This is a genomic window from Azotobacter salinestris (assembly GCF_009363155.1).
GTDB classification, from domain to species: domain Bacteria; phylum Pseudomonadota; class Gammaproteobacteria; order Pseudomonadales; family Pseudomonadaceae; genus Azotobacter; species Azotobacter salinestris.
Window position 1 is genome coordinate 374,457 of the sequence record NZ_CP045302.1, and the last position, 13,091, is coordinate 387,547.

Annotated in this window: 12 protein-coding genes and 1 pseudogene; 12 read left to right on the forward strand and 1 reads right to left on the reverse strand. The window is 66.5% G+C overall.

Features of this window, described 5'->3' with window-relative positions:
• The first annotated feature begins 6 nt into the window (after positions 1 to 6).
• From GCU53_RS01855 to GCU53_RS01895, 9 genes and pseudogenes are all read left to right on the forward strand, one after another.
• On the forward strand, positions 7 to 822 hold the full coding sequence (locus GCU53_RS01855) for a phosphate ABC transporter substrate-binding protein (RefSeq protein ID WP_152386104.1): 816 nt from the start codon (positions 7 to 9) through the stop codon (positions 820 to 822).
• Positions 782 to 1,996: a phosphate ABC transporter permease subunit PstC gene (gene pstC, locus GCU53_RS01860; protein WP_152386105.1), complete on the forward strand. Its 1,215-nt coding sequence runs from the start codon at positions 782 to 784 to the stop codon at positions 1,994 to 1,996. The genes GCU53_RS01855 and pstC overlap by 41 nt, the downstream gene beginning before the upstream one ends.
• Entirely contained in the window at positions 1,993 to 2,766 is a 774-nt protein-coding gene (locus GCU53_RS01865) for a phosphate ABC transporter ATP-binding protein (RefSeq protein WP_152386106.1), read from the forward strand. Before pstC ends, GCU53_RS01865 begins: the two co-directional genes overlap by 4 nt.
• 144 nt (positions 2,767 to 2,910) lie before the next feature.
• The gene (locus GCU53_RS01870) at positions 2,911 to 3,498 is read left to right on the forward strand and encodes an RNA polymerase sigma factor (protein ID WP_167520017.1); all 588 of its coding nucleotides are present in this window, start codon (positions 2,911 to 2,913) and stop codon (positions 3,496 to 3,498) included.
• Entirely contained in the window at positions 3,492 to 3,719 is a 228-nt protein-coding gene (locus tag GCU53_RS01875) for an anti-sigma factor family protein (protein ID WP_152386108.1), read from the forward strand. Before GCU53_RS01870 ends, GCU53_RS01875 begins: the two co-directional genes overlap by 7 nt.
• A 146-nt stretch (positions 3,720 to 3,865) precedes the next feature.
• Positions 3,866 to 4,552: a TIGR04282 family arsenosugar biosynthesis glycosyltransferase gene (locus tag GCU53_RS01880; RefSeq protein WP_152386109.1), complete on the forward strand. Its 687-nt coding sequence runs from the start codon at positions 3,866 to 3,868 to the stop codon at positions 4,550 to 4,552.
• Complete coding sequence (locus GCU53_RS01885) at positions 4,549 to 5,298, forward strand: glycosyltransferase (protein WP_152386110.1); 750 nt, start codon at positions 4,549 to 4,551, stop codon at positions 5,296 to 5,298. Before GCU53_RS01880 ends, GCU53_RS01885 begins: the two co-directional genes overlap by 4 nt.
• The gene (locus GCU53_RS01890) at positions 5,295 to 6,080 is read left to right on the forward strand and encodes a DUF547 domain-containing protein (RefSeq protein ID WP_152386111.1); all 786 of its coding nucleotides are present in this window, start codon (positions 5,295 to 5,297) and stop codon (positions 6,078 to 6,080) included. Before GCU53_RS01885 ends, GCU53_RS01890 begins: the two co-directional genes overlap by 4 nt.
• A gap of 14 nt (positions 6,081 to 6,094) precedes the next feature.
• Positions 6,095 to 6,968 (forward strand): annotated as a pseudogene (locus GCU53_RS01895) (patatin-like phospholipase family protein).
• A gap of 65 nt (positions 6,969 to 7,033) precedes the next feature.
• Here GCU53_RS01895 and GCU53_RS01900 read toward each other — a convergent pair.
• The gene (locus GCU53_RS01900) at positions 7,034 to 8,836 is read right to left on the reverse strand and encodes a PAS domain-containing sensor histidine kinase (RefSeq protein WP_152386112.1); all 1,803 of its coding nucleotides are present in this window, start codon (positions 8,834 to 8,836) and stop codon (positions 7,034 to 7,036) included.
• 182 nt (positions 8,837 to 9,018) lie between these two features.
• On the opposite strand from GCU53_RS01900, the gene GCU53_RS01905 reads away from it, so the two are divergent.
• From GCU53_RS01905 to GCU53_RS01915, 3 genes are all read left to right on the forward strand, one after another.
• Positions 9,019 to 10,641, forward strand: a complete 1,623-nt coding sequence (locus GCU53_RS01905; RefSeq protein WP_152386113.1) for an acyl-CoA synthetase — start codon at positions 9,019 to 9,021, stop codon at positions 10,639 to 10,641.
• Positions 10,642 to 10,738: 97 nt separating this feature from the next.
• Positions 10,739 to 12,112, forward strand: coding sequence for a solute carrier family 23 protein (locus GCU53_RS01910; RefSeq protein WP_152386114.1), 1,374 nt, complete (start codon positions 10,739 to 10,741; stop codon positions 12,110 to 12,112).
• Positions 12,113 to 12,182: 70 nt separating this feature from the next.
• Positions 12,183 to 13,055 (forward strand): 3-hydroxybutyryl-CoA dehydrogenase, encoded by an 873-nt coding sequence (locus tag GCU53_RS01915; protein WP_152386115.1) that lies wholly within the window; start codon positions 12,183 to 12,185, stop codon positions 13,053 to 13,055.
• Positions 13,056 to 13,091: the final 36 nt, after the last annotated feature.

Below are 13,091 nucleotides of genomic sequence, written 5' to 3' on the forward strand. Positions count from 1 at the left end.
GTAGCCATGTTGATCCGCGGCCTGTTTGCCCTCGCCTGTACCGCGCTGCTGCTGGCCGGCTGTGCGCCGCAGCGCGAGCAGACCATCACCGTTTCCGGCTCCAGCACCATCGCGCCCTTGATGGCCGAGATCGGCAAGCGCTTTGAAGCCCGGCACCCCGGCATGCGGGTCGACGTGCAGTCCGGCGGCACCTCGCGCGGCATCCAGGACGTGCGCGGCGGCCTGGCGAGCATCGGCATGGTGTCGTGCGCGCTGAACCCCGATGAGCGGGATCTGACCCCCTTCCTCATCGCCAACGATGGCATCACCATGATTGTGCATGCCGACAATCCCCTGGATGGCATCAGCAGCGCGCAGGTGGTGGGGCTCTACACCGGCCGGCTCGGTGACTGGAGCGAGCTGGGTGGCCAGCCAGGACCTGTGGTGAAGGTGCACAAGGCCGAGGGGCGCTCGCCCCTGGAGCTGTTCCTCAAGCACTTCGGCCTCGACAACGCTGCGGTGCAGCCGGATCTGGTCATCGGCGACAACCAGCAGGGCATCAAGTCGGTGGCCGGCAATCCGCTGGCCATCGGCTACGTATCCATCGGCAGCGCCGAGTACGAAGCCCGGCAGGGCGTGCCGATCAAGCTGCTGACCCTGGATGGGCAGGCGGCCTCGACCGAGGCCCTGCTCTCCGGCAGCTATCCGCTGAGTCGCGAGCTGAACCTGGTGGTACGCGGCGAGCCCGACGCCAACATCCGGGCCCTGCTGGCCTTCGCCCAATCCAGCGAGGTGGCCGACCTTGTCGCTCAGCACGCCTTCATCCCTGCGCCACGGCGCTGACCGCCTGCTGGGCGGTGCCAGCCTGGTCTGCGCGCTAAACGCCGCCATGGTACTGCTGCCGATCCTGGTGTTCCTGACCCAGGCCAGTTGGCCGCTGCTGCAGCAGCCGGCCAATCTGTTGGGCGCGAGCTGGCAGCCGGCCAGGGGGCTGTTCGGCCTGCAGGCCATGCTCGGTGCCTCCCTGCTCAGCAGCCTGCTGGCCCTGCTGCTGGCGGTGCCGGCGGGGCTGCTGGTGAGTGTCTGGCTGATCTTCTATGCACCCTCGGCCGTGGCGCGGCTGTATGGCGCCATGCTCGGCCTGATGGCCAGCATCCCCTCGGTGGTCTACGGACTCTGGGGGCTGATGGTGCTGGTGCCGCTGCTCAACCGTTGGGTACCGCCTGGTGCCAGCCTGCTGGCGGCGGGTATCGTCCTGGCCCTGATGATCCTGCCGTTGCTGATGGTGCAGGCGGACGTGGCCCTGCGCGAGAGCGCCCGGCGTCATCTGCCGGCGGCGCTGTGCCTGGGCGTATCGCGCTGGGCGGCGATCCGCCGGGTGCTGCTGCCGGCCGCCTGGCCGCGCCTGTGGCCGTCCATCCTGCTGCAGCTGGGGCGCGCGCTGGGCGAAACCATGGCAGTGCTGATGGTGGCCGGCAACGTGGTGCAGTGGCCGGGCTCACCCTTCGAGCCGGTGCGTACCCTGACCGCCAATATTGCCCTGGAGATGAGCTACGCCAGCGGCCCGCATCTGCAGGCGCTGTACCTGAGCGGCTGGGTGCTGCTGGTGCTGGCCCTGCTGCTGATGGGACTGGCACGCCTGTATGGGAGTCGCACATGCTACCGGCAGGCCGCGGCCGGTCTGGCCATCTCGCGGGTTGGCTACCTGCGCCGCATCCTGCTGCCCTTTGCCGCGCCGGGCATCGCCGCCGCCCTGGTGCTCAGCGCCGGTCGCGCCCTGGCGGAAACCGCCGTGCTGCTGTTCACCGCCGGCTACGTGATGCGCTGGCCGGAGAGCCTGTTCGACTCCGGGCGCACGCTGGCCGTGCACATCTACGACCTGGCCATGAACGTGTCGGGCGGCCGCCCGGCATCGACCGGCACCGCCCTGGTGCTGCTGGGCTTCGCCTTGCTGATCCAGCTGATCGCCTGGCGCATCGGCCAACGACCGCAGTCCTTTTGCGAGATAAACCCATGAGCAATCCCCCCTCACTGAGCATCCAGGGACTCAGCGTGCATTATGGCGAGCAGGGGGCCTTGCTCGGCGCCTCCCTCGACGTGGCCCCCGGCGAGCTGATGGCGCTGGTCGGCACCAGCGGTTGCGGCAAGAGCAGCCTGCTGTCGGCGGCCAACCGCATGAGCGACCTGGTGTCCGGCGCCCGGGGCAGCGGCCGGGTACTGATCGATGGCCAGGACGTGCTGGACAGCGGCGTCGATGTCCAGCTGCTGCGCCGTCGAGTCGGCATGGTGTTCCAGCAGCCCAACCCCTTCCCCCTGAGCATCGCCGAGAACATCCTGTTCGCCCTGCGCGAGCACGGCGTGCGCAGCAAGGCCGAACTGCATGGGCGGATGGAACAGGCGTTGCAGGCCACCGGGCTGTGGAACGAGGTGCGTGACCGCCTGCACCGGCCCGCGCTGGGCCTGTCCGGGGGCCAGCAGCAGCGCCTGTGCTTCGCCCGCGCCCTGGCGCTGGAGCCCAGCGTGCTGCTGCTGGACGAGCCCTGCAGCGCCCTCGACCCCATCGCCAGCGCCACCGTCGAGGGGCTGATCGACAGCCTGAAGGGCCGCTATACCCTGCTGATGGTCACCCACAACCTGGCCCAGGCGCGGCGCCTGGCCGACCATGTGGCGGTGTGCTGGGTACGTGATGGCTGCGGCTGCGTACTGGACAGCGGACCGGCCTGCGAACTGTTCGAAAGCGCGCGCGATCCGCTGGCCCATCGCTATCTCAACGGCTTGCTGTGCTGAGCGACCCTGGATTTCAGCAGCTGCGGGCAGACACCGATGTAACAACGGCCGGGCGACGGCATCCCAGGATGCGCACTGCGGCACGGCCGATATCCATGCTGAAGTCAGCACGCTCTGGGGAATGGAATGGAAGAAGAACGGGATATGGTCAAGCGTCTGCAGCAAGGGGATGCGGCAGCCTGCGAGGCGGTCATCCGTGCCCATCACCGCTTTCTGGTGGCCATGGCCACCCCTCTGGTCGGACAGGGGTTGGCCGACGATGTCGCCCAGGAAACCTGGTTGAAGGCCTTCGCCGCCATCAAGGGCTTCGAGGGACGCTCGCGGTTGCGTACCTGGCTGGCGCGCATCGCACTGAACGAGGCGCATGCGCTGCTGCGCCAGTACAAGCGCGAGGTCTCGCTGGAAGGCTGGGGAGTGGACAGCGGCTCACCGATTGCTTCCAGCTTCAGCGACAAAGGCACCTGGAGTCATCCGCCCGCACAGTGGCACCACGACAGCCCGGAGGCTCTGCTGACCGAAGCCGAACTGCACGAGTGCATCCGCAAACATCTACATCGGCTGCCCGGCGACCAGCGGAGCGTGGTGCTGATGCGCGAGCTGGGCGGGCTGGAATTCGCCGAGATTGCCCGGGCCACCGGGCTCAGCGAAGGCAACGTGCGCGTCCTGCTGCATCGGGGGCGGCAACGCATGCATGCCATGCTCAACCACTTCGAGGAGGTGGGCACATGTTGACCTGCAAGGAAATGTCGGAGTTGGGTTCGGACATCATCGACCGGCATCTGGGCCTGCGCACGCGCATGGCCGTTTTCATGCACCTGCGCATGTGCTGGCGCTGCCGGCGCTATATCAAGCAGCTCCGGCTCACCTCCCAGGTCCTGCAGCAGCTGCCGCTGGACTGGGAGCCCGTGGATACCGCAGCCATCCTGGACAAGGTGCGCAAACATGCGGAGTAGCCGGGCCACCTGCTTCGCCAGGCAAGGCTGTAACAGGAGCCGCCCGGCTCCCTCCAATTCATAGACAGGTGGCCGTAAATTCGGCAATCCGCGAGCCGGCCGCCCCCTTGAAAGCTTCCTCTGCCATTTTGCTGCGAGCCTGGTCGATGTTCCCTGAAGAAAATACCTCCCCTCATCCCACCCTGGTCCTGGTCTGCAAGCGTCCCGCCATCGGTCACGGCAAGCAGCGCCTGGCTGCCCGGATTGGCGCCGAAGCGGCGTTACGGATTGCCGAATGGCTGCTGGACTGTGCGCTGGAAGATCTCGGCAACTGGCCCGGCGCCACGGTGATCGCGCCGGATCAGAGGGTGCATCGCGACTGGGCCAGTGCCCTGGCCCCGCAGGCCCTCTGCCTGCCGCAGGGCAGCGGCAACCTCGGCGAGCGGCTGAATGCTCTGGATCACACACTGCGCGCCGCCGGGCATCGCCGCCTGGTGTTCATCGGCAGCGACGCGCCGGCCCTGCGCCCTGAGCATTACCAGCGGGTACGTATCGCCCTGCGAGAAGCGGATACGGTGCTGATCTCCGCCAGCGATGGTGGCGTGGTGCTGATGGCTTCGAACCGGCCCTGGCCCGACCTGACCGAGCTGCCCTGGAGCACTGCCGATCTGGGCCAGGCACTGGCCGACGCCTGTCGCGAGGCAGGCCACTCCGTTGCACTCTGTGGCGAGTCCTTCGATATCGACGAGCAGGCGGACCTGACGCGCGCCCTGGGCGAACTGGCCGACGACCCACGCCCGGCACGTCGCCGCCTGCTGCACAGCCTGGCCAGCACCTGCGGAGAGCACGCATGAGCGCCCGGCTCCCGGTCAGCGTGGTCATTCCCTGCTTGCGCGACGAGCTACCCCTCGAGCGTCTGCTCGGCCAGTTGCGCCAGGCCGAAAGGGACGGCGGTCCGCCGTTGCAGATCATCGTCGTCGATGCCGCCGCCAGCGAGCCTTGCCAGGCGCTTTGCCGACGTCACGGGGCGCTCTGGTCGCCAGCGGTGCCCTGTCGTGGCGAGCAGCTGCGCCAGGGCGCGGCACTCGCCGAACACGACATCCTCTGGTTCCTCCACGCCGATGCCGAGCTGGACGGCCAGCCGCTGGCGGCATTGCGTCAGGCCGTCAGCACGGGGGCAGCGGGTGGCTACTTTGCCTTCCGCTTCAGTGGCACCCCCGGTTGGCAGGGTCGCCTGCTCGAACGCCTGGTGGCCTGGCGCAACCAGGTCGGCGTGCCCTATGGCGACCAGGGGCTGTTCGCCCGACGCAGTGCCTACTACGCGGTGGGACAGCACGCGCCATGGCCCCTGTTCGAGGAAGTCCCGCTGGTCGAGGGGCTGCGCGAGCATGGCGATTTCCGCTGCATTCGCCAGGGGCTGCGGGTGAGTCCGCGCCGCTGGCAACGCGACGGTTGGTGGCGCCGCGCCTGCCGCAACCGCCTGCTGGCCCTGGGCTTCATCCTCGGCATTGCACCCACTACGCTCGCGCGCCTGTATGCCGGCAAGCCCCGAACGGGGGCCATGGCGGCACAGGGTCCAACCTCGGGAGAGCGGCCATGAGGATGCTGCTGTGGGCTCTGCTGGCCCTGAGCGGCCTTGCCCAGGCCGAGTCCTTCGACCATCGGCACAAGGGCTGGAACAGCCTGCTCGAACGTCATGTGCACTGGGTACGCGAGGGTGTGGCCAGCGAGGTGGACTACCCGGCCTTCGCCCGTGACCGCCAGGCGCTCGCTACCTATCTGGCGCAGCTGTCGGCGGTCAGTCGCGCCGAGTTCAATGGCTGGGCTCGCGACCAGCGACTGGCCTTTCTGATCAATGCCTACAACGCCTTCACCGTGCAGTTGATCCTCGACCACTACCCGACTGCCTCGATCAAGGACATCGGCAGCCTGTTCGGCTCGCCCTGGAAACGCCGCTTCATTCCGCTCCTCGGCCAGACCCTCAGCCTCGACGACCTGGAGCATGGGCTGATCCGCCAGCCGGGTGCCTACGACGAGCCGCGCATTCATTTCGTGGTCAACTGCGCTTCGGTCGGCTGTCCTGCATTGCGCCCGGAAGCCCTGGTCGCCGAACAGCTGGAGGGCCAACTGGAAGACAGCCTGCGTCGCTTCCTCGGTGATCGCCAGCGCAACCGCTTCGATCGGCAAGGCAACCAACTGGAAGTCTCGAGGATCTTCGATTGGTACGGCGAGGACTTCGCCCGCCAGGCCGGCTCGGTGAGTGGCTATCTCGCTGTGCGAGCACAGTGGTTGAGCGATGAGCCTGCCGATCAGCAACGAATACGCCAGGGCGCGGAGCTGGGCTACCTTGACTATGACTGGACGCTGAACCAGCAGCGCTGAACAGGAGAGGGGACATGCAATCCAGCACCGCCTTGGTTCTGGCCGGCGGCGGAAGCCTCGGCGCGGTTCAGGTCGGCATGTTGCAGACGCTGGTGGAAGCGGGGTTGAACTTCGATCTCGTGGTCGGCGGCCTCGGTCGGAGCCATCAATGGCGCCTATTTCGCTGCCCGCCCCACCCTTGCCGGCATTGCCGGGCTCGCGGATATCTGGCGCGGATTGCGCCAGGCCGACGTGTTCCCCTTCTCGTTCACCGACGCCCTCGGCGGGTTGCTGCATCACCGCGGCCACCTGCTGCAGCCGGCCGCCCTGAAGCGCCTGATCCGACGCGCGCTGCCCATCCGGCGCATCGAGGAAGCCCGACTGCCACTGCACATCGTCGCCACCGACCTTTTGAGCGGCGCGGAGGTCGTGTTGTCCAAGGGAGATGCCGAACAGGCCCTGCTGGCCAGCACTGCCATTCCACTGGTATTCCCGGCGGTGTGGCGCGAAGGCAGCGTGCTGGTAGACGGTGGGGTGAGCAGCAGCACCCCCATCGCCAGCGCCGTAGCGCTGGGTGCTACTCGAATCCTGGTGTTGCCCACAGGCTTTGGCTGCGCCTGCAAGGAGCCGCCCAGAGGCCTCGTAGCCCTGGCACTGCATACCCTCAACCTGATGAGCATGCGCCAACTGGTACGCGACATCGAGCTGCATGCAGCCCGTGCGCGCATTCATGTCGTTGCCCCACTGTGTCCTCTGGCAGTGTCGGTTTTCGATTTCAGCCAGACCGGAGAGCTGATGGACCGCGCCCATCAACGGACCCGAGCCTGGCTGGATTCCGGGGGACTCGAGCAAAGCGGCGTGCCGGATTCGCTGATGGCACATCACCATGCTGACATGATGATGCCGTAAGGCGGCGACCTACGGCGAACGGAGCTCACTGGGGGTATCTCAGAAGGCGGAACTTTGGCGCCTTTCTACTGGATCGGCAGCCGGCAGCGCATCGACAGCCCGACGCCCTCGGCGCGCTGCGCTTCCAGGGAGCCGCCGAAGCCCTCGACGATGCTGCGACTCATCGACAGGCCCAACCCAAGCCCTTCCGGCTTGCTGGTGTAGAACGGCGTGAACACCCGCTCCAGCTCAGCGTCGCTCAGCCCCGGCCCGCAGTCGCGCACCTCGATCGTTACCCGCCCGGCCTCGGCACGGGCCGTCAGCATGATGCTGGTCGGCTGGCCGGGATGGGCCTCATGGTTGGCGTCGATGGCATTGCGCAGCAGGTTGAGCAGGACCTGCTCGAGCAGCACCCGGTCGGCGTAGACCGGCGGCAGGTCGTTCGGCAAGTGCGCCTCGATCGTCACCTGGCTGGCGTTCGCTTCCCAGCCGCAGAGACGTACCGCGCCCCGCGCCACCTCGGCCACATCGAGCGCCTGCATGCGTCGCTGCCCCTTGCGCAGAAAGGCGCGCAGCCGCTTGATCACCTCCGAAGCGTGCTGGGCGTGCTCGGTGATGCGTTCCAGTCCCTGGGCAACGCGCAGCACCGCCTGCGGATTGTGCTCCAGGGATTGCAGGTAGCGCTGGCTGGCGCTGGCGTAGTTGACCACCGCCGCCAGCGGCTGGTTGATCTCGTGGGCGAGCCCGGAGGCCAGCTCGCCGAGACTGACCAGCCGGGCGGTATGCGCCAGCTCGTCCTGATGACGGTGCTGCTGCGCCTCGCGCAGCTCGCGCTCGGTCATGTCGCGCGCCACCAGCGAGTAATAACGTTCGCCGCCGACCGCAGAATGCGCCAGCAGCACCAGCGAAACCGGCACCGAGGCACCGCCGCCCATCGGTTGCAGGCGCGCATCGGCGCTCCACGCCCCCTGTCGCTCGGCGATGCTCCAGCCCTCGGCCTGCAGCTGCGCCACGTCGTCGCGGGCGAAGAGTGCGGCCAGCGGCGGCATCGGCTGCCGCTCGCCGATCCCCAGGGTGCGCCGGGCAGCCGGATTGAGGTAGGTGATCTGTCCGGCCGGGTCGATGAACAGCACCAGATCGGTGTTGGCCTCCACCACGCCGGCCAGTCTGCGGTTGTTTTCCTCGGCACGGACCCGGGCGGTGATGTCCCGCGACACGCTGATCACCTCCACCACCTCACCGGTATAGGTGTCACGGATCGCCCGGCTGGCCGTCTCGAACCACAGGTAGTGCCCGGCACGGTGGCGCACCCGGTAGCTCATGGTGTGATAGCCGTGCTGCTCCAGCGCCTCCCGGGCACTGACCAGTTGCGTCCGCTCGCGAATATGCACGAACGTGCGTACCGGCTTGCCGCGCAGCTCCTCCGGCCAGTAGCCGAGCAGGGTCCAGGAGGCCGGCGAAGCGTCCAGGAAACGCCCGTCGGGATCGTGGCGGGAGATCAGGTCGGTAGTGTTCTCGGTGATCAGTCGATACAGCCGACGCGCCTTGGCGGCCTCGCGCTCGCCGAGAATGTGTCCGGTGGCATCCCGACAGCGCGCCACCACCCTCCTCGTTCGCGGATCGGGAATGAAAGTCCAGAGCAGAACCCGCTCCCCGAACTGCGCCTCGACGTCCTCGATGGCCCGCCGCTGCTCAAGACAGGCGCGCACCAGCTGCTCGTGATTCGCCGGCAGGCAGCCGGCCAGAACCTGCCGTTCGGACTCGCCGAGCAGCGCCCGCAGGGACTCGTTCAGTTCCAGGGGCCGAGCACGGGAATCCAGCAGCAGACCGGGCTGCGGATCGAACGCCAGCAACGGCGAAGCGCTCGGATGATCGGCATCTGGCTGCATTCGTTTATAACCATCCCTTACTGGGAGTTAAATTAAATAAATATAGTAATCATACTACATTGTGCAGGTAGTATTTACATATCAAATGGAGATTGCTATACAGATCGGCGAAGGGTGTACCAGCCCTGCCGGAACGGAAAGGCTGGCAGGCAATAAGAACAATCAGCCGAAAGGATAAAAGCATGTCGATCTTCGAACAGGGCCTGTCGCGCTCTGAAGTCAACCACGTCCCCCTTTCCCCGCTGAGCTTCATCGAGCGAAGCGCCTCCGTCTATCCGAACCGCCCAGCCGTGATCCATGGTTCGATTCGCCGCACCTGGGCCGAGACCTATGTGCGTTGCCGCCGCCTGGCCTCCGCCCTCGCCGGTCGCGGCATCGGCAAGGGCGATACCGTGGCGGTGATGCTGCCCAACATTCCGCAGATGCTCGAGGCGCACTTCGGCGTACCGATGGTCGGCGCAGTACTCAACACGCTCAACGTACGCCTGGATGCCGAGGCCATCGCCTTCATGCTGCAGCACGGCGAGGCCAAGGTGCTGATCGCCGATCGCGAATACCAGGAGGTGATCCATGCCGCAGTCGGGATGCTCGATCATCCGCCGCTCCTGATCGACGTCGACGATCCGGAGTACGGCGAAGGCCAGCCGATCAGCGATCTCGACTACGAGGCCCTGCTCGCCGAGGGCGACCCGGCGTTCGCCTGGCAGTGGCCAGACGACGAGTGGCAGGCCATCAGCCTCAACTATACCTCCGGCACCACCGGCAATCCCAAGGGGGTCGTCTACCATCACCGCGGCGCCTACCTGAACTCGCTGGGCAACCAGATGGTCTGGGCGATGGGCAACCACCCCGTGTACCTCTGGACCCTGCCGATGTTCCACTGCAATGGCTGGTGCTATCCCTGGACCGTCACCGCCCTGGCCGGCGTGCACGTGTTCCTGCGCCGGGTCGATCCGCAGCAGATCCTCACCCTGATTCACGAGCACCGCGTCACCCATCTGTGCGGCGCCCCCATCGTCCTCAATGCCCTGGTCAACATGCCAGACTCGGCCAAGGCTGCCATCGACCACCCGGTGCATGCCATGGTCGCCGGCGCCGCACCGCCGGCCAAGGTGATCGGTGCGGTGGAGGAAATGGGCATCCAGGTCACTCACGTCTATGGCCTCACCGAAGTCTACGGCCCGGTCACCGTGTGCGCCTGGCACGAGGAATGGGACGAGCTGTCGCTGGACGAACGGGCGCGGATCAAGGCGCGCCAGGGCGTGCGCTACCCGACCCTGGAGGGAGTGATGGTGGCCGATCCGCAGACCCTGAAGTCGGTGCCGCGCGACGGCGAGACCATCGGCGAGATCTTCATGCGCGGCAACACGGTAATGAAGGGCTACCTGAAGAACCCGACCGCTACCGCCGAGGCCTTCGAGGGTGGCTGGTTCCATACCGGCGACCTGGGCGTCTGGCATCCGGACGGCTATGTGGAGATCAGGGACCGCCTGAAGGACATCGTGATCTCCGGTGGCGAGAACATCTCGACTATCGAGGTGGAAGGTGTGCTCTATCGCCATCACGGCGTCCTCGAGGCAGCCGTGGTGGCCCGCCCCGACGAGAAATGGGGAGAAACCCCCTGCGCCTTCGTCACCCTCAAGGCCGGCCACGAGCGGACCAGCGAGGCGGAGATCATCGCCTTCTGCCGCGAGCACCTGGCCGGCTTCAAGATCCCCAAGCGCGTGGTCTTCAGCGAACTGCCGAAGACCTCCACCGGCAAGATCCAGAAATACGTCCTGCGCGAACGCGCCAGGGCGCTGTAGTCCCTTTCCGCCGCCCGGTAGCGCCACGAACGCGCCAGGTGTGCCTGCCCGTTTTACAACAACGATAACAATGGCGCATGCGCCAACGGAGACCTCCATGCAACTATTCAATCGCAAAGACGGTGACGAGCAGCCCTACTGGCCGGCCGGCCCCTTCAAGGTCCGCCTGCCCTTCGTGCACTACCGCTGGGAAACCGCGGAAATGCTCCAGGCGTTCATCATGTTCGTGGTCAGCCTGGGCATGATCCCGCTGCTGGAGAAATACCTCGGCCTGCCCTATGAGGTGGCCATCGCCTACGTGGTAATCTGCGGCATCGGCTTCATGCTGCCGGCCCTGCTCGGCGTGCCGCTGGTGCCGGGCTGGATCACGCCCGGCATCCCGGTGGTGATCCTCTTCCTCAGCGACTACCAGCCCGGTCCGGAAGCTATCCAGGCCCTGTTCGCCCTGCAATTTCTGGTGTTCCTGATCTTCCTCCTGCTCGGTGTCACCCGTCTCGGCAGCGTGATGGTGCGTCTGGTGCCCAACTCCATGAAGGGCGGCATCATCATCGGCGCCGGCATTGCCGCACTGATGGGCGAGATCTCCAGCGGCGGACGCCTGGCCAATACCCCGATCTCCCTGGTGCTGGGCAGCCTGATCTGCCTGTACCTGATGTTCTCGGTATCCTTCAGGGGCCTCACCGAGCGTGTGCCGCTGGCGCGCAAGATCGTCAACTACGGGATGGTGCCGGGCATGCTGATCGCCATTTTCATCGGCATCGCCGTGGGTGAGTACAAGATGCCGGAGATCAGGTGGGGGATCACCCAGCCGGCCTTCGACCAGCTCTGGAACTACCTGCCGTTCGGCATCGGCTTCCCGGATGCGAAGATCTTCCTCTATGCCATCCCCACGGCGGTGATCGCCTACATCATCGCCTTCGGCGACATCATCGTTGGCCAGTCGCTGATGCAGCGCGCCGATGAACTGCGCACCGACGAAAAGATCGACTACAACGTCGACCGCATCCATCTGGTCACCGCCGTGCGCAACGCCCTGCATGCCTTCTTCGCGCCCTACCCCGGCCTGGCCGGGCCGCTGTGGACCGCCGCCGCGGCGACCATGGCCGAGCGCTACAAGTACGGCCGCAAGGCGATGGACTCGATCTACAGCGGTGCCGGCACCTTCTGGATCACCGGTTTCATTGCCCTGTTCATCCTGCCGCTGGTGAGCTTCTTCCAGCCGGTGCTGCCGATCGCCCTGTCGCTGACCCTGGTACTCACCGGCTACATCTGCCTGATGGTCGGCTTCGAGCAGCTCAACAACAACACCGAGCGCGGGATCGCTGGCACCATGGGCGTGGTTCTGGCCGTCTATGGGGCGGGCTGGGGCCTGGCCACCGGGGTCGTGCTGTACATTCTGGTGGAGCGCACCCATCTGCTCCGCTTCGCCTCGACCAAGAGCGAGATCGGCGCCACCCCGGAAGCCGACTGAACCGCTATATTCCTGTCGTCCACGCCTGTACGGGGCTGGGCGACAGGAGCCTATCCAAGGAAAGCCGAACATGAACGATCCCTTGAAGAATACGACTGAAGCGCGCATCGCAGTCATCGGCGCCGGAACCATGGGCAACGGTATCGCCCAGGTCTGCGCATTGGCAGGCCGCCAGGTCACTCTCGTGGACATCTCCGACAGCGCCCTCGAGCGTGGCCTCGCCACCCTGTCCGCCAATCTGGAGCGCCAGGTGAAGAAGGGGCTTATCGCGGAGGCGGACAGGCAGGCAGCCCTGGCCCGCATCCACCCGCAGACCCACTACGGCGCTCTCGCCGGAAGCGAACTGGTTATCGAGGCGGCCACCGAGAACCTTGACCTCAAGCGGCAGATCCTCGCCCTGATCGAGGAAGCGACGGAGCCCGACGCGCTCATTGCCAGCAACACCTCCTCGCTGTCGATCAGCGAACTGGCGAGCGTGCTGGGCAGCCCCGAACGCTTCATCGGCCTGCACTTCTTCAATCCGGTGCCGGTCATGACCCTGGTCGAGGTCATCCGCGGCCTGCAGACCTCCGAGGCCACCCATGCGAAGGCCGTGGCGTTCGCCGAGCAGGTCGGAAAGACTGCCATCTCGGTGCGCAACAGTCCCGGGTTCGTGGTCAACCGCATCCTCTGCCCGATGATCAACGAGGCGATCTTCGTCCTTCAGGAGGGATTGGCCAGTGCCCAGGACATCGACACCGGCATGCAGCTCGGCTGCAATCAGCCCATCGGTCCCCTGGCACTGGCCGACCTGATCGGTCTGGACACGCTGCTGGCGATTCTCGAAACCTTCTACCGCGATTTCGGCGATCCCAAGTACCGTCCGGCTACCCTGCTCAAGGAAATGGTCGCGGCCGGCTATCTGGGTCGCAAGAGCGGCCGCGGCTTCCACGTCTACGCCTGAACCGCGGTCCAGACACCGGCCGCCCGCCCCGTTCGG

Bases quoted from the DNA above. Each gene is read 5' to 3' on its own strand.
- GCU53_RS01880 (WP_152386109.1), top strand. From the start codon at position 3,866: ATGTTCCCTGAAGAAAATACCTCCCCTCATCCCACCCTGGTCCTGGTC.
- GCU53_RS01900 (WP_152386112.1), bottom strand. From the start codon at position 8,836: ATGCAGCCAGATGCCGATCATCCGAGCGCTTCGCCGTTGCTGGCGTTC.
- GCU53_RS01915 (WP_152386115.1), top strand. From the start codon at position 12,183: ATGAACGATCCCTTGAAGAATACGACTGAAGCGCGCATCGCAGTCATC.
- GCU53_RS01905 (WP_152386113.1), top strand. From the start codon at position 9,019: ATGTCGATCTTCGAACAGGGCCTGTCGCGCTCTGAAGTCAACCACGTC.
- GCU53_RS01865 (WP_152386106.1), top strand. From the start codon at position 1,993: ATGAGCAATCCCCCCTCACTGAGCATCCAGGGACTCAGCGTGCATTAT.
- GCU53_RS01870 (WP_167520017.1), top strand. From the start codon at position 2,911: ATGGTCAAGCGTCTGCAGCAAGGGGATGCGGCAGCCTGCGAGGCGGTC.
- GCU53_RS01910 (WP_152386114.1), top strand. From the start codon at position 10,739: ATGCAACTATTCAATCGCAAAGACGGTGACGAGCAGCCCTACTGGCCG.
- GCU53_RS01875 (WP_152386108.1), top strand. From the start codon at position 3,492: ATGTTGACCTGCAAGGAAATGTCGGAGTTGGGTTCGGACATCATCGAC.
- GCU53_RS01855 (WP_152386104.1), top strand. From the start codon at position 7: ATGTTGATCCGCGGCCTGTTTGCCCTCGCCTGTACCGCGCTGCTGCTG.
- GCU53_RS01885 (WP_152386110.1), top strand. From the start codon at position 4,549: ATGAGCGCCCGGCTCCCGGTCAGCGTGGTCATTCCCTGCTTGCGCGAC.
- GCU53_RS01890 (WP_152386111.1), top strand. From the start codon at position 5,295: ATGAGGATGCTGCTGTGGGCTCTGCTGGCCCTGAGCGGCCTTGCCCAG.